The organism is Actinoplanes campanulatus (assembly GCF_014647795.1).
GTDB classification, from domain to species: domain Bacteria; phylum Actinomycetota; class Actinomycetes; order Mycobacteriales; family Micromonosporaceae; genus Actinoplanes; species Actinoplanes campanulatus.
The window spans coordinates 1-19,053 of sequence record NZ_BMPW01000017.1 but is presented as its reverse complement, the minus strand read 5'-3'; the positions used below and the strand labels follow the sequence as shown (position 1 = coordinate 19,053).

22 protein-coding genes are annotated in these 19,053 nt (G+C 70.0%); 11 read left to right on the top strand and 11 right to left on the bottom strand.

Annotation, left to right across the window (positions count from 1 at the left end):
• Positions 1-2 precede the first annotated feature (2 nt).
• Positions 3-518, bottom strand: coding sequence for a TetR/AcrR family transcriptional regulator (locus tag IEZ13_RS29175; protein ID WP_183224485.1), 516 nt, complete (start codon positions 516-518; stop codon positions 3-5).
• Between the two features lie 123 nt (positions 519-641).
• Here IEZ13_RS29175 and IEZ13_RS29170 point away from each other — a divergent pair, with 123 nt between their 5' ends.
• Genes IEZ13_RS29170 through IEZ13_RS29160 form a run of 3 tightly spaced genes read left to right on the top strand, consistent with a single transcriptional unit; the run spans position 642 to position 2,852 of the window.
• On the top strand, positions 642-1,844 hold the full coding sequence (locus IEZ13_RS29170; RefSeq protein ID WP_183224483.1) for a TIGR03564 family F420-dependent LLM class oxidoreductase: 1,203 nt from the start codon (positions 642-644) through the stop codon (positions 1,842-1,844).
• A gap of 4 nt (positions 1,845-1,848) precedes the next feature.
• Positions 1,849-2,466 carry an MBL fold metallo-hydrolase gene (locus IEZ13_RS29165; protein WP_183224481.1) on the top strand — a complete coding sequence of 206 codons (618 nt, stop codon included), beginning with the start codon at positions 1,849-1,851 and terminating at the stop codon, positions 2,464-2,466.
• A gap of 23 nt (positions 2,467-2,489) precedes the next feature.
• Positions 2,490-2,852: a DoxX family protein gene (locus tag IEZ13_RS29160; protein WP_183224479.1), complete on the top strand. Its 363-nt coding sequence runs from the start codon at positions 2,490-2,492 to the stop codon at positions 2,850-2,852.
• Positions 2,853-3,004: 152 nt separating this feature from the next.
• Here the strand turns inward: IEZ13_RS29160 and IEZ13_RS29155 are convergent, their stop codons facing one another.
• The 5 genes from IEZ13_RS29155 to IEZ13_RS29140 form a co-directional block, all read right to left on the bottom strand.
• A complete protein-coding gene (locus IEZ13_RS29155; RefSeq protein WP_183224477.1) occupies positions 3,005-4,018 on the bottom strand; it encodes a hypothetical protein in 1,014 nt (337 codons plus the stop codon).
• Positions 4,019-4,126: 108 nt separating this feature from the next.
• Positions 4,127-7,822 carry a DUF4132 domain-containing protein gene (locus IEZ13_RS29150; protein ID WP_229795172.1) on the bottom strand — a complete coding sequence of 1,232 codons (3,696 nt, stop codon included), beginning with the start codon at positions 7,820-7,822 and terminating at the stop codon, positions 4,127-4,129.
• 5 nt (positions 7,823-7,827) lie between these two features.
• Positions 7,828-7,959 carry a hypothetical protein gene (locus tag IEZ13_RS47595; protein ID WP_260179454.1) on the bottom strand — a complete coding sequence of 44 codons (132 nt, stop codon included), beginning with the start codon at positions 7,957-7,959 and terminating at the stop codon, positions 7,828-7,830.
• 195 nt (positions 7,960-8,154) lie between these two features.
• Positions 8,155-8,670, bottom strand: coding sequence for a hypothetical protein (locus IEZ13_RS29145; protein ID WP_183224475.1), 516 nt, complete (start codon positions 8,668-8,670; stop codon positions 8,155-8,157).
• A gap of 160 nt (positions 8,671-8,830) precedes the next feature.
• Positions 8,831-9,004, bottom strand: coding sequence for a CsbD family protein (locus IEZ13_RS29140; protein ID WP_183224473.1), 174 nt, complete (start codon positions 9,002-9,004; stop codon positions 8,831-8,833).
• A 116-nt stretch (positions 9,005-9,120) separates the two neighbouring features.
• Here IEZ13_RS29140 and IEZ13_RS29135 point away from each other — a divergent pair, with 116 nt between their 5' ends.
• Together IEZ13_RS29135 and IEZ13_RS29130 are read left to right on the top strand one after the other, a co-directional pair.
• Positions 9,121-9,630 carry a GNAT family N-acetyltransferase gene (locus tag IEZ13_RS29135; protein ID WP_183224471.1) on the top strand — a complete coding sequence of 170 codons (510 nt, stop codon included), beginning with the start codon at positions 9,121-9,123 and terminating at the stop codon, positions 9,628-9,630.
• Between the two features lie 38 nt (positions 9,631-9,668).
• Positions 9,669-10,535, top strand: coding sequence for a DUF4253 domain-containing protein (locus IEZ13_RS29130; protein WP_183224469.1), 867 nt, complete (start codon positions 9,669-9,671; stop codon positions 10,533-10,535).
• 70 nt (positions 10,536-10,605) lie between these two features.
• On the opposite strand, the gene IEZ13_RS29120 is transcribed toward IEZ13_RS29130, so the two are convergent.
• Positions 10,606-12,816, bottom strand: a complete 2,211-nt coding sequence (locus IEZ13_RS29120; protein WP_203833941.1) for a DUF6055 domain-containing protein — start codon at positions 12,814-12,816, stop codon at positions 10,606-10,608.
• Between the two features lie 333 nt (positions 12,817-13,149).
• A complete protein-coding gene (locus IEZ13_RS29115) occupies positions 13,150-13,722 on the bottom strand; it encodes a protease complex subunit PrcB family protein (protein WP_183224465.1) in 573 nt (190 codons plus the stop codon).
• A gap of 86 nt (positions 13,723-13,808) precedes the next feature.
• Between IEZ13_RS29115 and IEZ13_RS29110 the strand changes: the two genes are divergently transcribed.
• Positions 13,809-14,342 (top strand): hypothetical protein, encoded by a 534-nt coding sequence (locus tag IEZ13_RS29110; protein ID WP_183224463.1) that lies wholly within the window; start codon positions 13,809-13,811, stop codon positions 14,340-14,342.
• Positions 14,343-14,402: 60 nt separating this feature from the next.
• Here IEZ13_RS29110 and IEZ13_RS29105 read toward each other — a convergent pair whose 3' ends face one another.
• Positions 14,403-14,822 (bottom strand): hypothetical protein, encoded by a 420-nt coding sequence (locus tag IEZ13_RS29105; RefSeq protein ID WP_183224461.1) that lies wholly within the window; start codon positions 14,820-14,822, stop codon positions 14,403-14,405.
• A gap of 197 nt (positions 14,823-15,019) precedes the next feature.
• Between IEZ13_RS29105 and IEZ13_RS29100 the strand changes: the two genes are divergently transcribed.
• Positions 15,020-15,424 (top strand): hypothetical protein, encoded by a 405-nt coding sequence (locus tag IEZ13_RS29100; RefSeq protein WP_183224459.1) that lies wholly within the window; start codon positions 15,020-15,022, stop codon positions 15,422-15,424.
• A gap of 9 nt (positions 15,425-15,433) precedes the next feature.
• On the opposite strand, the gene IEZ13_RS29095 is transcribed toward IEZ13_RS29100, so the two are convergent.
• Entirely contained in the window at positions 15,434-15,910 is a 477-nt protein-coding gene (locus IEZ13_RS29095) for a Crp/Fnr family transcriptional regulator (RefSeq protein ID WP_183224456.1), read from the bottom strand.
• Between the two features lie 209 nt (positions 15,911-16,119).
• Between IEZ13_RS29095 and IEZ13_RS29090 the strand changes: the two genes are divergently transcribed.
• Positions 16,120-16,401, top strand: coding sequence for a hypothetical protein (locus IEZ13_RS29090; RefSeq protein WP_183224454.1), 282 nt, complete (start codon positions 16,120-16,122; stop codon positions 16,399-16,401).
• A 168-nt stretch (positions 16,402-16,569) separates the two neighbouring features.
• On the opposite strand, the gene IEZ13_RS29085 is transcribed toward IEZ13_RS29090, so the two are convergent.
• Complete coding sequence (locus tag IEZ13_RS29085; protein WP_229795170.1) at positions 16,570-17,517, bottom strand: LysR family transcriptional regulator; 948 nt, start codon at positions 17,515-17,517, stop codon at positions 16,570-16,572.
• 50 nt (positions 17,518-17,567) lie between these two features.
• Between IEZ13_RS29085 and IEZ13_RS29080 the strand changes: the two genes are divergently transcribed.
• The 3 genes from IEZ13_RS29080 to IEZ13_RS46905 all read left to right on the top strand — a co-directional run bounded on the left by IEZ13_RS29080 (position 17,568) and on the right by IEZ13_RS46905 (position 18,980).
• On the top strand, positions 17,568-17,729 hold the full coding sequence (locus IEZ13_RS29080) for a dihydrofolate reductase family protein (RefSeq protein WP_183224452.1): 162 nt from the start codon (positions 17,568-17,570) through the stop codon (positions 17,727-17,729).
• Positions 17,726-18,331, top strand: coding sequence for a dihydrofolate reductase family protein (locus tag IEZ13_RS29075; RefSeq protein WP_183224450.1), 606 nt, complete (start codon positions 17,726-17,728; stop codon positions 18,329-18,331). The genes IEZ13_RS29080 and IEZ13_RS29075 overlap by 4 nt, the downstream gene beginning before the upstream one ends.
• 451 nt (positions 18,332-18,782) lie before the next feature.
• A complete protein-coding gene (locus tag IEZ13_RS46905) occupies positions 18,783-18,980 on the top strand; it encodes a GNAT family N-acetyltransferase (RefSeq protein WP_203833940.1) in 198 nt (65 codons plus the stop codon).
• Positions 18,981-19,053 lie beyond the last annotated feature (73 nt).

The following is a 19,053-nucleotide window of genomic DNA, read 5'->3' as shown; positions in this document are numbered from 1 at the left end:
GATCATGGCAGTCCCCGGGTGACGAGGGTCAGCAGCCGGTCGAGGCGCCCCTGATCCCCGGGATGCCGCTCGCTCGCCCAGGCCACCGCGTTGACGACCGTCAACAGATCGTCCACATCGTCACGGACCCCCGCACGCTGCGACAGATTCCCGGCGACGGCCCGGATCCGGTCATGGCACTCGGCCAGCGCCGGGTCCGCACCCAGCAACTCGGTCGCCACCAGCCCGCGCATCGCGGTCGCGTGCACCGCCACGGCCCGCAGCCAGATCCGCAGGGCCTCGCCCGGCGACGGATGGCCGAGCAGCTCACGCCCGTGATCGACGAGCGCCGCCACGTCCGTCGTGATGATCGCGACGAGCAGCGCCTGCGCCGACGGGAAGTGCCGGTAGAGGGTGCCCGGCCCGACCCCGGCCCGCTGCGCGATCTTGTTGAGCGAGGCGGCCGCACCGTGCGCGGTGAACTCCTCCCGCGCCGCGGCCAGCACCCGGTCGCGATTCTGCCGTGCGTCGCTTCTCATCCCACTCTTCCCATCCGGAGAACCTCTCCGTATCGTACCGGAGAACCACTCCGGAACCATGACCCGGCGGCCGAACGATCCGGTGGCGCCGGATCGTGCTGCCACCCTGCGAGGAGAACACGCATGGACATCAGCATCGTGATCGGCGACGTCCGGGGCCCGGCGAGCGCCGCCGACCTGAAAGACCAGGTCACCGCCGCCGACGGCCTCGGCGTGTGGGCGGCGCAGGCCCTCGGCTGGGACGCCCTCACCGCTCTCGTCGTCGCCGGTGCCCACGCGCCCGGCATCCGTCTCGGCACCGCGGTCGTCCCGGTCCGGCAACGACATCCGTTACTGCTGGCCGGGCAAGCGCTCTCCGTCCAGGCCGCCACCGGCAACCGCCTCACCCTCGGCATCGGCGCGATGACCGCCGGCATGTTCGGCCTCCCCACCGAGCAACCCGTCCGCTACCTGCGCGAATACCTATCCATCCTGCTGCCGCTCCTGCGCGGCGAGCCGGTCACCCACACCGGTCGATTTCTGACCAGCATCGGTACGGTCGAACTGCCGGCAACCGCACCCCCACCGGTCCTGCTGGCCGCCCTCGGCCCGGCGATGCTGCGCCTGGCCGGATCGTCCACCGACGGCGCGATCACGTGGATGACCGGTCCCCGGACACTGGAGTCGCACGTCGTACCCCTGATCCGCGAAGCGGCCCCCGCGCCCCCGCGCATCGTCGCGGGCCTGCCGGTCTGTGTCACCGGCGACGAGGCCGGCGCACGCTCCCGCATCACGGAGCGTTTCGGCATGGCCGGCCAGGTGCCCGAGTACCGTGCGGTCCTCGACCGCGAGGGCGTGACCGGCCCCGCCGACGTCGCGATCGTCGGCGACGAGGAGACGGTGGCGCGTGCCGTCCGGCGTCTCGAGGGCACCGGCATCACCGAGTTCGCCGCGGCCCCGTTCGGCGATCCAATCGAGCAGCGACGAACCACCACGCTGCTACGTGAACTCGCCAGCGCCCGTCCGGTGACTCACTCACAAGCGAGGCGAGGTCCGAATGGTCGCCGACAGCGGACAGGGAAGGGCCTGACACCGGTGTTGTGCCCGATGCAGGCGAACACCGCGAGATCCGGCCCTTCCCCTGCAGGCGGTCAGGCACCCAACCGGGCCACGCCGCAGCTCTGGACCACCCGGCGGATTGACCGCTGTCATGCTCTGCGAAATCGCTGTGCCATGGAGGAATGCACCCGCGGACAGCATACGAAGCGGGTCGGTCGACATCGGCATGTCCTCAATCCGATCGATGAAAGACTTCCGAGTACACACGACAGAGCACTACTAGGGTGAGGCGATGCGACTGACCAAATTCACCCACGCCTGTGTCCGGATCGAGAACGGCGATCGTCGTCTGTTGATCGATCCGGGTGTGTGGACCGAGGCGGCGGCGTTCGACGGGGTCACCGACATATTGATCACCCATGAACATGACGACCATGTTGACGCCGAACGCATCAACGAGTTGACGGCATCACGTCAACTGCAGATCTTCGCGCCGGAGCCGGTGCGGGCGCTGCTGCCCACCGTCACGGTGGTCGGCGCCGGCGACGAGTTCAAGGCCGCCGGCTTCCGGGTGACCGCGGTCGGCGGGCAGCACGCCGAGATCATCGACGGACTGCCCGGGTGCGCCAACCTCGGCTACGTCGTGGACGGCGTCTACCACCCCGGCGACTCGTACTTCGTACCGGAAACGCCCGTCACCACCCTGCTGGTGCCGGCCGCGGCGCCGTGGGCGAAGCACCGCGAGGCCATCGAGATGACCCGGGCGATCGCCCCGCTGCGTGCCTTCCCGATCCATGACCGGATGCTGTCCACCGACATCGGTTTCGCCAACTTCGACGCCTGGATGGATTTCAAGAGCGAGACGACGTACGCCCGGATCGCCCTGGGTGAGTCCGCCGACCTCTCCTGATCACCGGCACGTAGGGTGTCCGGGTGACCGACGGACACCTACTACTGCTGCCCGTGCTCGCCGGCCTGTTCCTCATCTGGCAGGCGTCGGTGCAGCTGCGGATGCCGGCCGACTACGTGAAGGAGCTGGACGTCCCCGGCCGCTACGGCTACCCGGAGTGGCTGTGGCGCCCGTTCGCGGCGGTCCAGCTGGGCGCCGCGGTGTGCCTGCTGGTCGGCACGGTCCGCCGCCCGGTGGGTCTGGCCGCCGCGTCGGTGCTGGTGGTCCTTTTCCTGGCGGAGACCGTGGCCCGGCTGACCACTCGCACCTGGCGCAGCGCCGTGATCCCCGGCGTCTTCCTGCTGCTGCCGCTGACCGCTTTCGTCAGCCTCTCCGCCACCGCGTAGGACTGACTGGCGGTCGGCGGAATCAGCGGAGCCAGGTCCCGGGCGGCGGCCCTGCCGTCCGCGCTCAGCCGCCACTGTTGCGCCGGAACGGCCGGATCGATCTCCGGCATCGCGTGCCGGACGAGAAGGGACGCCGGCTGTGCGGACGGCCGCTACACCGGGTCGTCGGCGGGGCGCAGGGAAACGAAGGCCCGGATGACACGGCCGAGGATCAGGCCGATCGGGATGGCCAGGAGGACGAGGAGGACGTCCTCGTCGGCGGCGTTGACCGGTGGGTTGGCGGCCAGCATGGTGAACGGCGCGCCGAGGTGCAGGATGACGCTCGCCAGCACGAGCGGAAACCACATCACGGGGAGCAGGACCGCGGACAGGACGGCCACCCCCACCGGGTAGCCGCCTTCTCCGGCGGCGAGTGCGGACATGATGCCCACCAGCAGCGCCGTGATCGCGAAGGCGCCGAGGACCCGCCACCCGGACGGCTGCGGGGACAGGTATCGCAGCAGTGCCGGCGTCAGCGCCACGAGGAGGCCCGCCGAGAGCATGGTCGGTCGGCGCGCTCCGCACGACATCCCGGCCGCGCGAACTCCGGCGGCGACCGCGATCAGGGCCAGTAGGGAGCCGACCGCCGCGCTACCCAGGTGGAGAGCGGCTTCGGTGTCGGTGGGTGACTCGGTGATCGTCACGAACCCGGCTGCTACCGCGGCAACGGTCCCCACGGTGAGCAGTGTCGCCGGGCGGGGCAGACCCGGGACCGTCCACACGGCCAGGCAGCCGACCATCGCCATCAGGGCCGCGCCGGCCGCGAGCGGGACACTGGCGGAGATCTGGTCGATCCGGTCCAGGGCGAGGTCGGCTCCCAGCCACAGGAGACCGCCGAGGCACACCGTGCGGGTGGCCCGGCGGTCGCCGCGGGCGGTCACGATCAACACCAGGATCAGGGCGAGCAGCGCGCCGTAGCGCAGCTCACGGGCCCAGTAGGTGTTGTTCTCACCGCTGGCGCCCGGCCCGGCCGGTTCACTCAGCGGCTGTAGCACGGTCACGCCGACCGCCCAGATCGCAGCCGACGCGGCCGCGAGGGACAGCAGCACGACCCGTTCCACCGTCGTCGGCCGGCCGATCGGTCCGGTGGCGGCATCAGTGGCGATGAGGCGATGCCGGCGTTTCATGGCGGCACACGCTACCGAATCCCAAGATCGGCAACGAGGCCGTCGCCGGCGCCGGCGGGTGGAAGGGACCGGCCACGCCACTGTCACCCGCCGGCGAGCCGGTCGCGGTCAGGTGGTGACGTCGGTCAGGTCGCGCAGCACCTCCGACGCGGTGACGGGATCCAGGCCGCTCAGGGGCAGTGTCTGTTCGTCGGTGAGGCCCCACGCGTGGGCGCTGCCGTCGTGCAGGTAGACCGCGACCAGCTTCTGTTCGGCGTCGAAGCCGACCTGGCCGACGATTCCCGGATCGAGATGGACGGACAGGACCTGCCCCGGGCCGGCCGGCCGGTCGAAGCCCGGCTGGATTCCGGCGTTCGCCGCTTCCTGGCGGCTCCAGCCACGCCGGTCCAGCATGATCACCTTGGTGGTCGCCACGGTCACGCCTTCGAAACGCTCCAGTCGCCCGGTGGCCGTCTCCTTCTCGGTGAGCGTGTACACCGGCCGCCCGAGCTGGGGAAACGGTTGCAGAATCTGGTAGTCGGCGAACACCTCCGCCCACCGGGGCGTGTCCGCGGCCAGCTGGACCGGATGAGCGACGCCGACCACGTCGCCCTCACCCAGGTCGACGGGTTCGTCCTCGACGTCGGCGAGGCTGCGGTCCTCGGCGATCCGCAGCGCGCCCACCACGGCGCCGTCGTCGCCGAAATGGGCCCAGACGAGCCGCCGCCCGATGTGCCACATGAGCGGGTGCTCGACGAACAGCCGCCGGAACTCCGCCCCTGTCCAGCGCCGGCCGATGACCATGGCCTGCTCGAGCCGCTTGACCTGCTCGGTGGAGATCTTGCGGACGTCCCGCTTCAACGCGGTGAACCTCCGGTAGGCGGCCTCGGCGAGCTCCGCGTCGTCCCGGGCGCCCGGTCTGGGCAGCGCCTTGAGCCGCTTGCCGTCCGCGCCGACGACGAACGGCCGCAGTTGCTCGTCGAAACCGACCACGAACTGCCGCGGCCCGTAGTCCAGCCGCAGGCTGCCGTCGGCGTCCAGCCCGAAGTCGGGCACCAGCCGGTCGGCCAGCTGCTCGGCGGTGAGCCCGAGTGTCTCGGCGACCTCGGTGATCCGGTCGGCGGCGGCGCGGCGCAGCGGCGTGGACTTGGCTTTCTGCGAGATGCGGTGCAGGTGCAGTAGTGCCGCGTCGGTACCCATGCCGACCAGCACGGACAACCCGGCGACCGCGGCGGCGCTGCGTCCCTCGCCGGGCCACGAGACGATCAGCGGGGCGAGCCGGGCGGCGATCTCGTCGTTGCCGGTCAGCGCGACCGCGTCGAGCACCCAGCTGCCCTTGGCGATGCCTCCGGCGGCCTGCCACTGTTCGAACAGCGCCCAGCCGAACTCGGCGAGGTCGGCCGGTTCGACGGCCTGCCGGACCAGGTCGAGGCCGGCGTACGGGTCGTCGGTGCGGGAGATCATCAGCATCAGGACGATGGTGGCGGCGGCTTCGGCGGGCAGGGCGCCGGAGCCGTCACGCAGCCGCACCGGCGGGAGCACACCGGGCGCCGCCCACGGCGGCGGCGTCGGCATCCGGCTCGGAAGGGCCATCAGCGGGTCGGCGGTGAACAGCGTCTCCACTCCGGCGGCGGCCTCCGGACCGTATCCGGCGGCGGCTTCCCGGATCAGCGCGGTGTGGCCGTGGTCGTGCAGGACGAGCAGGGCACGCTCGGCCTGGCGGCGGGCGTTGCCGGCCCTGCCCAGGGCGGCCGGGATGAGGGCGCGGGCGGCAGCCGCCGGATGCCGCAGCAGCCACTGCCGGGTGATGCGGCGCATCGACTTGAGCCGCGCCGACCAGTCCGCCATCTGTGCCGCCACTTCGGGTGAGGTGAACGGCATGAGCAGTGGGCCGTGGTCGGCGGGTGACGCCCGGGCGACGGTCAGCAGAGCGGGCAGCAGGTCGGTGCCGAACCTGGCCGCGGTGACCGCGAGCCACCGGTACGAGTAGTAGTCGGCGCGCGGTTTCCACCGGGTGAGCGCCGCGCGCACCACGTCTTCCGGTGCCTGGGTGAAGAACCGGCCGGGCTCATCCGACCAGCGGCGGGTTCCGTTGATCACCTCCTCGGCGAGGGCGTGCCAATCGGTGGTGGGCTCGTTCCGGTACCAGTCGGCCCGTTCCGCCCAGTCCTGCCGTTCGCCCGCAAGCCAGTGCGCCCGCGCCGCGTCGGTGCAGGTGAGGCCGGAGACGACGGGTGGCTTGGCGGCCTTCGTGCGGTTCTGCCAGGGCGGGTCGGCCAGCACGGGCGGCACCGCGGACGCCGGAGCCGTCGCCACGTCGTTGCGGACCGCCGCGGCCCGCACCCGGCCGGCCGCCTCCGGGCTGAGTAGCGGAAGGACCTGGTCGACCAGGTCGAGGTGGTTGTTCACGTGTACGCGGAGCATCTCGCCGCCGGCCTCGGCGAGGATGCGCATGGCCCGTGCCGGGAATCGCTCGGCCGACTTCACCAGGGCCGCCTTGACACTGCGGCGGCCGGAGCGGGACAGCAGGCCGCGCATGGCGTCGTCGCCGGGCAGTGCGGCCAGCGTCGAGAGCAGACGCGGCACGGCGCCGCTGGAGAGGTAGTTCGTGTCTTCCTCGTCGATCCAGTAGAACAGGACGGGCGCGATGGCCGGGCCCACACCGTCGGCGAGGGTGATCACCAGGTCGTCGGCGGCGGCCTCGATGAGGTCGACCATGCGGGCGAGCGCTCCGGCTTGCGCCGCGGTCGTCACCGAGTAGAGCAACATCCCGGACCTGTAGCGATCATCAGCGGACAGCGTGTCGGTGACGTCCTGCTCCACCCAGTCGGCTCGCGGAACCAGCACCGAAGTCGCGGCCCGGGCGTGTTCCGGTCCCGCACGGTGGCCGGTCAGCGCGGCGACGATCTGGTCGAACTCCTCCTCCGGCGTGGACGCGAGCGCGGCTCGGACTCTCAACAGCTGCCTCAGGCCCGTCGGCGGTTCGTGGGGGCTGTCGCCGGGCTGCCGGCGCCGGATCCCGGGTTCGGCCATGGGGGCGTTGTGCCAGCCGGGTGGCAGCTCGTCGTCGGCGAGCAGCAGCGTCGGCATCTCGGCCGCGGCGAGCGCCGCGAACCGGAGCCCGTGCTGATCGATCCACGCGTCTGCCAGGGTCGCCCCGTCCGCCCGGATGACCATGGCGACCGCGGCCGCTCCCAGGGGCTCGGCGGCCCCGGCCAGCCACCGGGCGGCCGCCGCCCGGATGGCCTCCGGAGTGGAGGCCGCGGCGAGAATCCGTGCCACGTCGTGGTGTCGCTCGGCAAGGATCGAGTCGATCTTGGCACGTGCCTGCGGATCGGCCACGTATGGCAGCGTCGCGGCGCCGCCGCGACGCGGATGCAGGTGCTTCAGCCAGGCGCCCGGCAGGACGAAGACGTCCTCCGACGCAACGGCGTTCGATGTCCCGGTGTGTTCCACGCGGCGCAACCTACCGCCGGGGTACGACACATTCCTGGATGTCGGCGCGGAGGCTCGCCGCCGTCGGCGACGAGCAGGAGCACGGCCCGGGCGCGCAGCACGTACGCGGTGGAGGCCCCCAATGAGGGCCTCCGCGCCGGGGCCGGCCACCTGGCCGGGTCCTTCGGCCCAGGTGGAGGTGTCGGTGACCCGGTACCACTGCTTGCCGGCGGGTGGTGCGGCGCGGCCGGCGCCGGAGCGGTATCCGTCCGCGCTGGTCCGGCTCGGGGTGAGCGGGTCGTGGCTGATCTCCCTGGCGTACGGGTCGATGAGCAGCTTGTTGGGGTTGAACCGATTGCCGGCCGAGTCGACAGTCGACTCGGCCGGCAATCGGTTCAACCCCAATCGGAGACGAATCCGGCGGTCGAGCCCTTCGTCCAGCCTGCGGCGTAGGTCCAGTCGGGGCCCCAGGCGCGGTAGCCGTAGTAGACCGTGCCGGTGATCCCGCGGGCGGCCAGGTCGGCCACGCTGACCGTGGTGGCGAAGGTGTCGCTGTTCTCGCATCAAGAATCGAAAGGGGGACTGACATTTCGAGCACTCAGGGTTGATCCAGATCTCCATCCACCCACCCTGTCACGTGCCGCCCGCCCCACCGGCCCGGGACGGCAGAGGGGCATGCGCGCGGAGTCACCGCGCGCATGGCCTCGAGGGGGCCGGTCCGGTCAGGCCTGCTCGATGCCGAGCTCCCGGATCAGGATCGACAGGGCCGCCGGATCGGCGAAGACGTACCCGGACTGCTCGTCGGCGTCGTGAACCTCGACGAAGACCCGCGGGTCCGTGTCGTCGCGCGGCGTCAGCCGATCGGCGATCTCGAAGACCATCAGCGTGTCGATGTACCGGTCGGACTGGTGCTCCAGGTGCCAGACGAGTTCGTCGCCGTTGACCAGCATCCGGATGCGCTCACCGTCGGCTCCGTCGAGGAGCTCCACGTCGGTGATGGTCACCGCGCCTCCGCTGCTGGCAGCGAACCGGTCGAACAGGTCCCGGTAGCCCTCCAGGAGACCATCCACTTTCGGGTGTATCCGAACACCGGCGCCCCATCCCTCCAACATGTCGATGAGCGCACCGGCGACGTCCTCGCCGTAGTAGGACAACGGCTGATCGCGCAGGTCGTCCTCGGCCGGACCAACCGCGATGCCGAGCTCCATCGCCCGGTCCCGCACCTGTCCCACTGTCATCAACGCCGCCATACGTTTCCTCCGGTGTCCGGCGTGTTTCCGGGCGATGGTAGCGGGCGCCCGCGGCCGAGGCTGGCGTCTCCGCGCCGTCGTTTCTGTCCTGGGGAACGGCAGACGGGCCACGGCCGAGATCGCCACAGCCCGCCCGTACGGTGAATGGTCAGGATTTGAAAGCGTCTTTGATCTTCTCGCCGGCCTGCTTGAGGTTCGCGCCGGCCTGGTCGGCCTTACCCTCGCCTTCCAGGCGCTCGTCGCCGGTGGCCTTGCCGACGCCTTCCTTGACCTTGCCGCCGATCTCCTCGGCCTTGTTGTCGACCTTGTCATCGAACGCCATCGGGCACCTCCAGGTCACGGCCCACCGGTGCCCCACTCGGGCACTCGCTCGGCCTCATCCCGAAGGGTTCTTCGCCGTGCGAGAACCCGGCGACCGAAGATCGATAGGGTGACCGGGTGAGCGAACTGTGGACCCCGCGTCTCCACCTGCGGCCCTTCCGCCTCGAGGACGTCCCGGCGGTCCACTCCTACGCCGGAGACCCCGAGGTGGTCCGTTACATGGACTGGGGCCCGAACAGCCCCGCTGACACGGAGAACTTCGTCTCGTCGGCGGTGCGCCCGCCGGACGGTGTCCACCCGTTCGCCGTCGAACGCTCGGGCACCCTGATCGGCGCCGTCGAACTGCGGGTCACCGCCGCCGCCCACCGCCGCGGCGAGTTCGGCTACGTCCTGGCCAGGTCCGCCTGGGGTCAGGGTTACGCCACCGAGGCCGCCGCGGCTGTGCTCGCCTACGCCTTCGAACAGGCGGAACTGCACCGGGTCGCCGCCACCTGCGATCCCGCCAACATCGCCTCCCGGCGCGTCCTGGAAAAGATCGGCATGGAGTACGAGGGCCACCTTCGCGACTACCTGCACATCCGGGGCGAGAAGCGTGACCGCCTTCTCTTCGCCGCCCTCCGCCCCTGACAATCGCGCTGGGGGCCGGCCACCCCCACGGCGCGCCGATGATCGGGGACACTGTCACCGTGCGCTACGACCTCGATCAGTTGGAAGCCGCCTTCGCCGGCACACCGCTGGCCGGCCTGCCGATCGGGCACGGCCCGTCGGGCACCGTCCTGGTCTCCGACGTCGACCCCCATCATCTGTACGAGGCCTGGCAGGCCGCCGACGCACTGGCACCGATCATCGGGTACCAGGCCGTCCTGGTCACCGACGACTTCGACGACACGGTGCGGGAGCCGTCCGAACCGCCGCCGGATTCGGAGGTGCACGCGTTCGCCACGGCGGCCGAGTCGTCCGAGCCCTGGCTCCGCTACCGTCACTTCCGGGAGGACGACGAGGTCGGCCACGGTGAGGTCGAGAACTACGCCCGTGGCATGACCGGCGTCGACCTGACGGCCCTGGCGTCCGGCGTACCGTTGCCCACTTCGCTTCCGGCGCTGGAGCGGGCCCTGTACGACCGGCTGCTCACGGACGCCGGCCTGCACGCACGTGTGCTCGACCGGGTTCGGCTCGTCACGCAGACCGACTACTGGTACACGCCGGACAGTGTGCTGCTCATGTTGCTGCCGGCCGGCGACGTCCGTGCCTCGGCGTACTGGGTGGACTTCTACGGCGCGCTCACCCGCGAGGACCAGCACAAGCTCGGTGAGGTGCTGGCGCAGTGGCGTCATCGCTGGGACGCCCGTCTGGTCGCGTCGTGGGGCACCATGCTCCAGTTTCAGGTGGGTCGTCGCCCGGCTCCGGGTGATGAGGCGTGGGCCGCGGCCGGCCAGCTTCTGGCGCTCGCCCCGGACCTGCAGCTCACCCGTTGGGAGGTCGCCGTCGCCTTGCCCGCCGGTGACGCCTGGTTCGTACACAATCGCCCTTGAGAAAAGGATCCGGCGGGGCTGCTCGCCGCGCGGCCTGAGCGGTGAGCAGCCCGTCCGGGTCGGGCAGGTTCTACGAGGAGTAGGCCCGCACCTCGAGGAGGCCGACCGACGCGGTGCCGCTCGCCTGCATGACGACACGGAGCCGGGTCGTGCTGACCGCGGTGAACGTGACGGTGTTGTAGGTGTTGGCGTTGACCGGGTAGCCGCCGGCGCCGGGCACGTCGGTGTAGGCGCTGCCGGTCCAGTACTGAAGTTTCCAGGAGGCGGGCGTTCGCACGCCGCCGGCGTCGTCGAACAGGTAGACCTGGGCCCGGTTCAGGGTGGTGGCGCTCGGCCAGGTCAGCTCGGCCCACTGCTGGCCGGTTTCCGGCCAGGTGCCCCACCGCGGGTTGACGGTGTCGTTGGAGGAGGCCGGTTCGAGGCCGTCGTTGATGGCGTTCACCGATTCCCACGGCGAGGTGTAGGAGGCCGACGCGGTCGCGGCGCGGGCCTTGTTGTCCGTGGCCGGCGGTGGTGTGGTGGCGCCGTTGATCGCCAGGTCGGCGCTGGGGAAGGCGGTGAAGGCCGGGTTGATGTCGGTCTCGCCGCCGGCGCCGTCGCATCGGCGGTCCGGGTTGAACAGCAGGTACGTGCCGGACGAGCAGGCGAAGGCGATCTCCGCGTCGCCACCGACGACGACGCTGCCGGACAGGTTGGCGCCGCCCTGGATGAGGGCGTTGTCCTTGACCACCGCGTTGCCGCCGACGGTGCCGCCGTTGACCCAGCCGAGGCCCTCGATCCGGGCGTTGCCGGTGACCGTGCCACCCATCACGGCGGCCTTGGGCCCGACGTACGCGGTGGCCGCCACGCTGGCGTTCGCCGCGACCCAGCCGCCGCCGTTGGGGTGCCAGCGGCCGCCGCCGGTCGGGTTCGGCTTCACGTGGCCGGGCTCGAAACCGGACGGCGTGGCTCCGGAGACGCGGAACTCGTACGGGAACCGGCGCGCCTTGGTGTACCCGTCCAGGAAGCCGTAGTGCGGGACCGCGCCGGGTGTGCCGGTGACGACCAGCCAGACGTCGGTTTCGCCGGTCTGGAGCTGGAAGTCGATCTGGCCGTCGGTGCCGGTGAACAGCGGCGAGTAGCGCGGTGTGCCGTTGCGGACGGCGACCAGCCCGAACGTCCAGCCGGTGGCGCCGGTCTCGGCGTGCCCCTTGAGCCGCACCTTGACCAGTCCACCGTCAGTTGACGGCACCAGCTTGATCTTGTTGAAGCCGTAGTCGGACGGCGCGACGCGACTGTTGATCCGGTAGTGCCCCAGACCCGCGTTGACCGCCTCGACGTTGCCGCCGTTGTACGCGTTGAGGAACCCGGCGCCGTACACGTTGTTGATGAACGGCATCAATGTCGACCGGTTGCCGAAGTCGTACGTGACCGTCCGGGTGGCGTACTCACCGAGACGCCGGTTGAGTTCGGCCTGGGTGATGCCGGTGATGCGGCGGTACACCTCGAGTGGGTGCTCGGTGCTGCGGGCCTCGTTCCACATGCGGTTGAACATGGCGAGCCCGTCGCGGTCCTTGATGTACTGAGCGAGCATCCAGTTGCCGTAGTGATGCCGGCTCGACGAGTAGTACAGGTTCTCCGAACGCAGCCAGCGGGTCAGGTCACCGGCCGCCGTCGTGGGCAGCGCCTGCATGGCCATGAACTCGGCGCTGGTCTCCCAGAACGTGCCGGCCGACGCGTCGGTGAAGCCGTAACCGGAGCGGCCCAGGAACGTGTAGTTCTGGAAGACGTGGGCGAGTTCGTGCGCGACGCCCCAGGAGCCGGGCAGAGCCGCGCCGGGAGCGAGATTGATGACGCCCACGCGCCCGTCGACGCTGCCACCGGTCGCCCAGGCGTTGAGTTCGGTGCGGTTCCAGGTGTTGGTGATGATGACGATGATCTTGTGTTGGGCCAGCAGCCCGGTCTCCGGCGTGAACTGCATGGTGTTCACGTAGAAGCTGTAGAGGTTTTCGAGCTGGCTGATGATGTTGGCGGGGTCGAAGTTGTAGGGGGACGGCGCCGCCACCGGGTTGGTGCCGGACTTCTCGCCCCAGAGCAGGATGAAGTTGGTGGACTCACGGCTGCGGTTGGCGGTCCAGGGGACCTCGCCGGTCTGGGTCCAGCGGGCGGGGATGTAGACGGTCTTGGCGGCCGCGGCCGCCGGCGTGACGAGCCGCGGCGCGAGGGATACGCCGGTGAGCAGCGTGATGGCGAGCAGGACGACCAGCCAGGGTCGCCATGTTCGCGCACGGGGAAGCTGCATTCTGTGACACCACCAATCGATGGGGATGGTGACGCGCGGCGTTTCGGCCGTTTCGGCGCGGTCGCCTGGTCACGGTGGCTGCAGGCGTCCGCGAGTGGGGGCCCGCAGTCGGCAACGAATAGCCTGCCATCTATGGGTGTCCACCCTGACTTATGAAAAGGTTTTCGGCAAGGTTTCGAGATAATGAACGGCGAACGTTCCTATTTGTGGCTTTTCACCCCGTTAGACTCCCCTCGGCGGCAAAGGCGCTGCTCAGGGGGTGTGCGCGTGGGGGTGTCAAACGTCCGGTCCCGCGGACCGTGGACGGTCCTCGCCGTGACTGTCCTGGTCCTGCTACCGGTGCTCGCGCTCCCGTCCACCCCGGTGAGCGCGGCCGCGCCCCGGATGTGGAACGGTTCGCGAGCGGAGCTGTTCCTCACCGACGTGACGACACCGGCGATCGCGCCGGGCGGTGGCGCCCGGCCGGTCACGGCCACCCTGGTCAACCACGGCCCCGCTCGCCTCGCAGTCCTGGTAGGCGATCTGTCGGTAGAGCGTGGGCGTGGCGGGGTGGGCAGGTGCCGCCACCACGTGGAACGGATAGGTGATGGCACAGGTCGTCCCGCAGGTGGGGCCAGGCCGGATCTCCCACGCCACGACCGTCAACCCGTGATCCTCGACCACGATCCCATCGATCAGAACGCTGTATCCGCTGCTCGGACATCCTCCCAGCGCGATGGCGACGCACATCTCGGTCTGCCAGTCCACTGCCGGCACCGGCGGCACGGAGAGCTGTTCAGAGGGCGATGCCGCCCATTGCCGGGACCACTCGTCCGCGTCGCGGATGACATACAGGCCGGCGGCAGGTTCCAGGTTCGGCCGCAGAAGGCTGTCGATGGTACGGAACGGAAGCAGGGCCGCGACCATCACGTCACTGTACCGGCGCCCCGGGGGTGGCTCAACGACACCACAAAGGGTTTGCCTGCGCCGCCACGTGCGATGATCATCGTTCCGTGGAACCACTCACCTGGTGCGTCGTGGCGAACGTCGCCGCTGAGACGAATACCGGCGACGGCGGCCTGCGGATCCGATCCGGCCTGCGCCGATTCGGTCCCGGCGCGCGGCTGTGGGTGCTGCGCACCGGCTTCGACGACTCCTACCGCCGCGTGAACGTCGTCGGCCGTCATCGTGGACCGGGACACCGCCTGATCCACATCATCATCGAACTGCGCGGCCTGACGAACTTTCGCGTACGGCCGGTCCACAGCCCGGCCGTCTACATCGCCCTGACCCGGCCATGGGAGCCGAGCGGCAACCGCCGGTTCGGCGCGCTGTGGGACGGTCCCGAGCAGGCTCAGGAGTACGCCCACCGTTGGAACAGGCCCCGGTTGCAGGTCCGCTTCGACAACGTCGACGGCGGCACAGTCGCCGACCCGCCACCGCTGGAGCTCGAACGTGGCGACAAAATTTACTATCTGGCCCACTTCAACAGCCGGTTCGCCCGCTACTCCTCCCTACCACCGCCCAAGGAACCGCCGTGGCCGTGACGGTTGCGGACCGCCAGCGTGTCCGGCTGCCCGCGGGCGGCCCAGGGCGGCGCCCCGAAGTCAGCGGGCGTTGCGGAATGCGCGGCGGCGGCGCAGGTGGCGAAGCAGCCGAACCAGGTCGACCACGGCACCGGCCAGGAACAGGCCGCCGACAACGCGAATCCAGAGCGGGCGCTCCGTGCTGAGGACCATGGTCAGCCCGAGGCCGAACATCAGGGCCGGACGCCAGCGCTCGTCGGCGTCCCGCTCCGCGGCGGCCTGGCTGAACGGGTCGCGGCCGATGGCGGCGCGGGCGGCGTCCCGCAGACGGATCCTGCTGAACTCGCCCTCACGGGCCGCGTCGGCGGTCGTCTCCAGGACCGGCCGCAGGCGGTCGAGTTCGCCGGTGGTGAGCACGGCCTCCAAGGGCCGGGGTCCAGCCTCGAGGACGACCAGGGTCGCCCGGCCGAGCGGCGCCGAACGCCAGTCACCGACACTCATCCGACCCCCGCGGTGAGACGGCCGGTCACGATGAACTTGACCGGCGCCGATTGCTGCGGCCACTCTACCTGCATCGATGCCGAGGATTCCGTACGCGGATGGCCCATCCGGCTTGCGGCGCCAGTCTGTTTTGGCTCTGAGATCTTTGCCGGCGTGAAGGCCTGTCACATCCGGCCGGCCGTGATCGTCGGATGGGTATGACTCTGGGCAGGAAGCGGATCTGCGTTCTCGTGCTGGCCGTCGTGGCCATCGTCGTCGGCGTTTGGGCGGCGGCGTTCCCGCTGTCGTTCCACCACGATTTCCCGGCGCCGGGCTGGGGCTGGGTGTCCCGGCTCGGGCCCTACAACGAGCACCTCGTCCGCGATGTCGGCGGTCTCTACCTGGCGCTGGCGGTGCTGAGCGTGCTCGCCTTCCGCCGGCCGACGTTCGCCCTGCTGCGTGTCACCGGCGGCGCTTGGCTGATCTTCAACGTCGAGCACTTCCTGTGGCACGCCCTGCACCTGGGCGTCTTCACGACCTGGCATGCGATCGGCAACATGGTCGGGCTCGGGATCCCGCTGGTGCTGTCGGTCCTGCTGCTGCTTCCAGACCGATTGCGATGAGCGGTCACGTCACAGGTTGGTGCGATGTCCCGTCGCGCGCTGACAGTCGGCCAGCCGCCGGCGGGCCGACTGCAACCGGTCGCCCATCACCTGCAGGAACCGGGTGGTGAGCTCGTGACCCAGTCCGGGGTCGCTCTGCAACAGCGCACGAACCAGCGGACCGTTGAACGTCAGCGCGTGCGTCGTGTCGACCGAGACGGCGCCGAACTGCCACCGGTACGGCGGGAACAGCCACGAACAACCGAGGACCGCCGGAGAACGCAGCTTCTCCAGGACGAAGTTGTCGTACCCGGGCACCTCGCTGTCGAGATAGACGTGGCCGGAGGTGAGCAGCCAGAACTGGTCGGCCGGGGTTCCCTCCCGGAAGATCCGGTTGCCGGCGTGGAACATCGAGCGGCTGGTCAGCGGGGCCAGCAGGCTCAGTTGATGTTCGGTCAGCCCGGCCAGGAAAGGTTGCTCTGCGAGTGTCTCGACGGTGGTGAACACGGCCACTCCTCGAATCGGATCACCGGTGCACTCCTCTACCCAACCGTCACCGTGCCACGCCGGACGAGGGCCGTCAGCCCGCTGCTCGCGGGCCGAAAGTCCATCGGTCATCCCGGCCGCGGTTTGCGAATCCCGATCTGTCAGCGCATCGACTGAGCCGGCAGCCGGTTCTGCTTACGTGCCGCCGGGAAAGCGGGCAGACTCGGGTCATGTCTCAAGAGATCGAGGTCATCGGACCGGCGCCGGTGCTGAGGTTCTCGGTGCTGATCCCCACCGGCCACGGCATTCGGGTGACCGACGGTCTCGTCGAGTTCCGTTTCCGGAATCCGGCGACGCTCGGTGGACGTCCCTGTGTCACGGTCTGGAACGAGACGACGGGAACCGCGGTCACCGGTCACGAGGTGAGGATGGACGGCAGCGACATCGTGATCGGGGTGCGCGCCGATGTCGTCGCCGAGATGACGGCCCTGTCCGTCACCGTCATCGGCTGAGCGCCCGGAACGACGCCGGTGTGGCGCGGATGGTCCCGGCGGCGCCCGGTCGTCGAACGGGCCGGCACCGCCAGGTGCTGCCGACCGTACGAAATGATCATGATTTGCAAAGGCCGGCGAATTTTTCCGGCTCATCGGTATTGGACGGTCGCAGCATCGACGCCGGTTCTATTCTTCTGCCGCCTCCGTCGCGCAGCCGATGAAGGCGCGGACAATGCCGGTTTCGTTGGCCTTGAGCCACACGGGAGCCCATTGCACGGGCGGCGCATCGGGCATCGGGATGTAGGCGATATCGGGCCGGGGGTAGAAACGGGCTGCGTGCGCCCCGACCGGGAACACACCCTTCCCTGCCGCGACCAGGGCGAGGATCTCGGGGAAGGTGTTGGCGGCCGGGCCCTGCGACACGGGACGTCCGCTGGGGGTCATGGGCGGAATGCGGTAGTGCCGGGTCGCCTTGGGCATCGTGTCCGGCATTTGAACGACCGGGTGGTCGGCGAGCACTTCCCGTGTCACCTCGGACCGAGTGGCGAGGCTGTGGCGACGGGGAACGGCCAGTAACTGCGATTCGGACAACAACACCGGCCCTACCTGCACCCCATGCGCCGGCAGGACGGCGATCAGGACGTCCACCGCCCCGGTGAGGAGGCGGTCGTAGGCGTCGTGCACCTGCGCCTCGTGGATGTGAACTTCGCAGTCGGAGTGGCGGACACCGAAAAGGGCGACTGCCTTGAGCAGCAGTTGGCCGGCGGCGGCACCGAGGAACGCGGTCCGCAGCGTTCCCGTCACCCCTCGCCCGGCCTCGACCGCTCGCCGCACGGCGGCGTCGATGCCTTCGATGTGGGGTGCGAGTTCCTCCACCAGGGTGGCGCCGATCGGGGTGAGGGCGACGATGCGGCTGGTGCGGGTGAACAGAGCCGTCCCGATGCGCCGCTCCATACGTTGCACGATGCGGCTGACCTGGCCGGTGGTCAACCGCAAGTGATCGGCGGTGCGACCGAAGTGCAACTCCTTGGCCAGGGTGATCAGCACCTCGGTCTCGGAACGTTCCAGCATCCGTCCTCCGTCGTTGCATCCGGCGCAACGACCGTACCCATAACCGATCTTGAAGGTGGTCATCCGCTGACCGAAAGTTGTCGCTGTCACTGATCACGAGCAAGAGGAGCGACGTGACGTACCGCAAGAAGCTGTTGGTGTTCCCCATCGCTCTCGGGAGCGGGACACGGTTGTTTCCGCGCGAAGGCAAGCGCGTCGACATGTCCTTGGCCGCCTCGCGCACGTTCGACTCCGGTGTCGTCCACCTGCACCACCTGATCGGGGAGAGCCGATGAGCAACGTCGTCGCCGCCATGTCGATCTCAGTCGACGGGTTCGTCGGCGCCAGTGATCCCGAGCAGTGGTTCCCCGTGCACAACCGGGTGCACGACTGGGTGTTCGAGCTGGCCGCCTGGCGTGAACGGCAGGGCATGACCGGTGGCCGGACCTCGGTCTCGTCGGACCTGGTCGCCGAGGAGTTCGCCGGCACGGGCGCCTACGTGATGGGCCGTTCGATGTTCGACTTCGGCGAAGAACCCTGGGGTGAGGAGCCGCCGTTTCACGCCCCGGTGTTCGTGGTCACCCATCGCAAACGTGAGCCGCTGCACCGGGTGGGCACCACCTTCACGTTCGTCACCGAGGGACTGGAGTCCGCGGTCGAGCAGGCCGCGGACGCGGCCGGCGAACGTGACGTGTTCGTGTCGGGCGGTGCGAGCATCGTCCAGCAGGCGATCGCCGCCGGCCTGCTGGACGAATTGCATCTGCATCAGGTACCGGTGCTGCTCGGAGCGGGGGTCCGGCTCTGGGACCACATCGGTACCGGCTGGAAGGAACTGGAACCAACTCGAATCACGCCCGGTGACGGCGTGACACATCTGTATTACCGATTCCCGCGGTAGTCCGGCTGTCTCCTGGCGCGGGTCACGCACCCGCGCCGGGCACCGGCCGTCCGGCAACAGGCCTGCGGGCCACTGTGGTGAGCGGCGATCCGGGCCGGGGACGATCCCCTCCTGATGTCACGGCTTGGCTCCACCCCGGCGACCTCGGCTGGCACTGGCGTTTCGGCACACGGGAGCTGGCCGAGGCCGTCCGGGTGTGGACCCGTGACGGGCAGATCCTGGCCGCCGGCATGGCCGACGACGGGCTGATCCGCATGGGCATCACCCCGGCCGTCGACGACGACGCCGCGTTCGCCGCCGGGTTGCTGACCGCGCTGCCCGGCGTCACCCAGATCGTCGAGGCCCGTTCCGGCGCCGCCTTTCAGGACCTTCTCCGTCGTAGCGGCTGGGTGGCCGACGAACCGTGGACCCCACTGTCCCGGGACCTGACCGACCGGGCCTGCTCGAACCGATGGGTGTGCATCACGACCACCGCGGCCACGGATACGGCCGCGCCATCACCGTCGCCGCAGCCGCCGCGCTGCGACAGATGGGCTCCTCCACCGCGACGGTGTGCACCCCGAGCAGCAACACCGGCGCCGTGGCAACCTACGTGTCGGCCGGCTTCGACCGGCTCCTCGACGTCGCCGACTTCCGCCGCCCCACCTGACGGGAAAGGCCATTGAGCCGCCACCCCTGGTGGGGTGGCGGCTCGGTGTGTGTCCGGTCAGCTCAGCTTGACG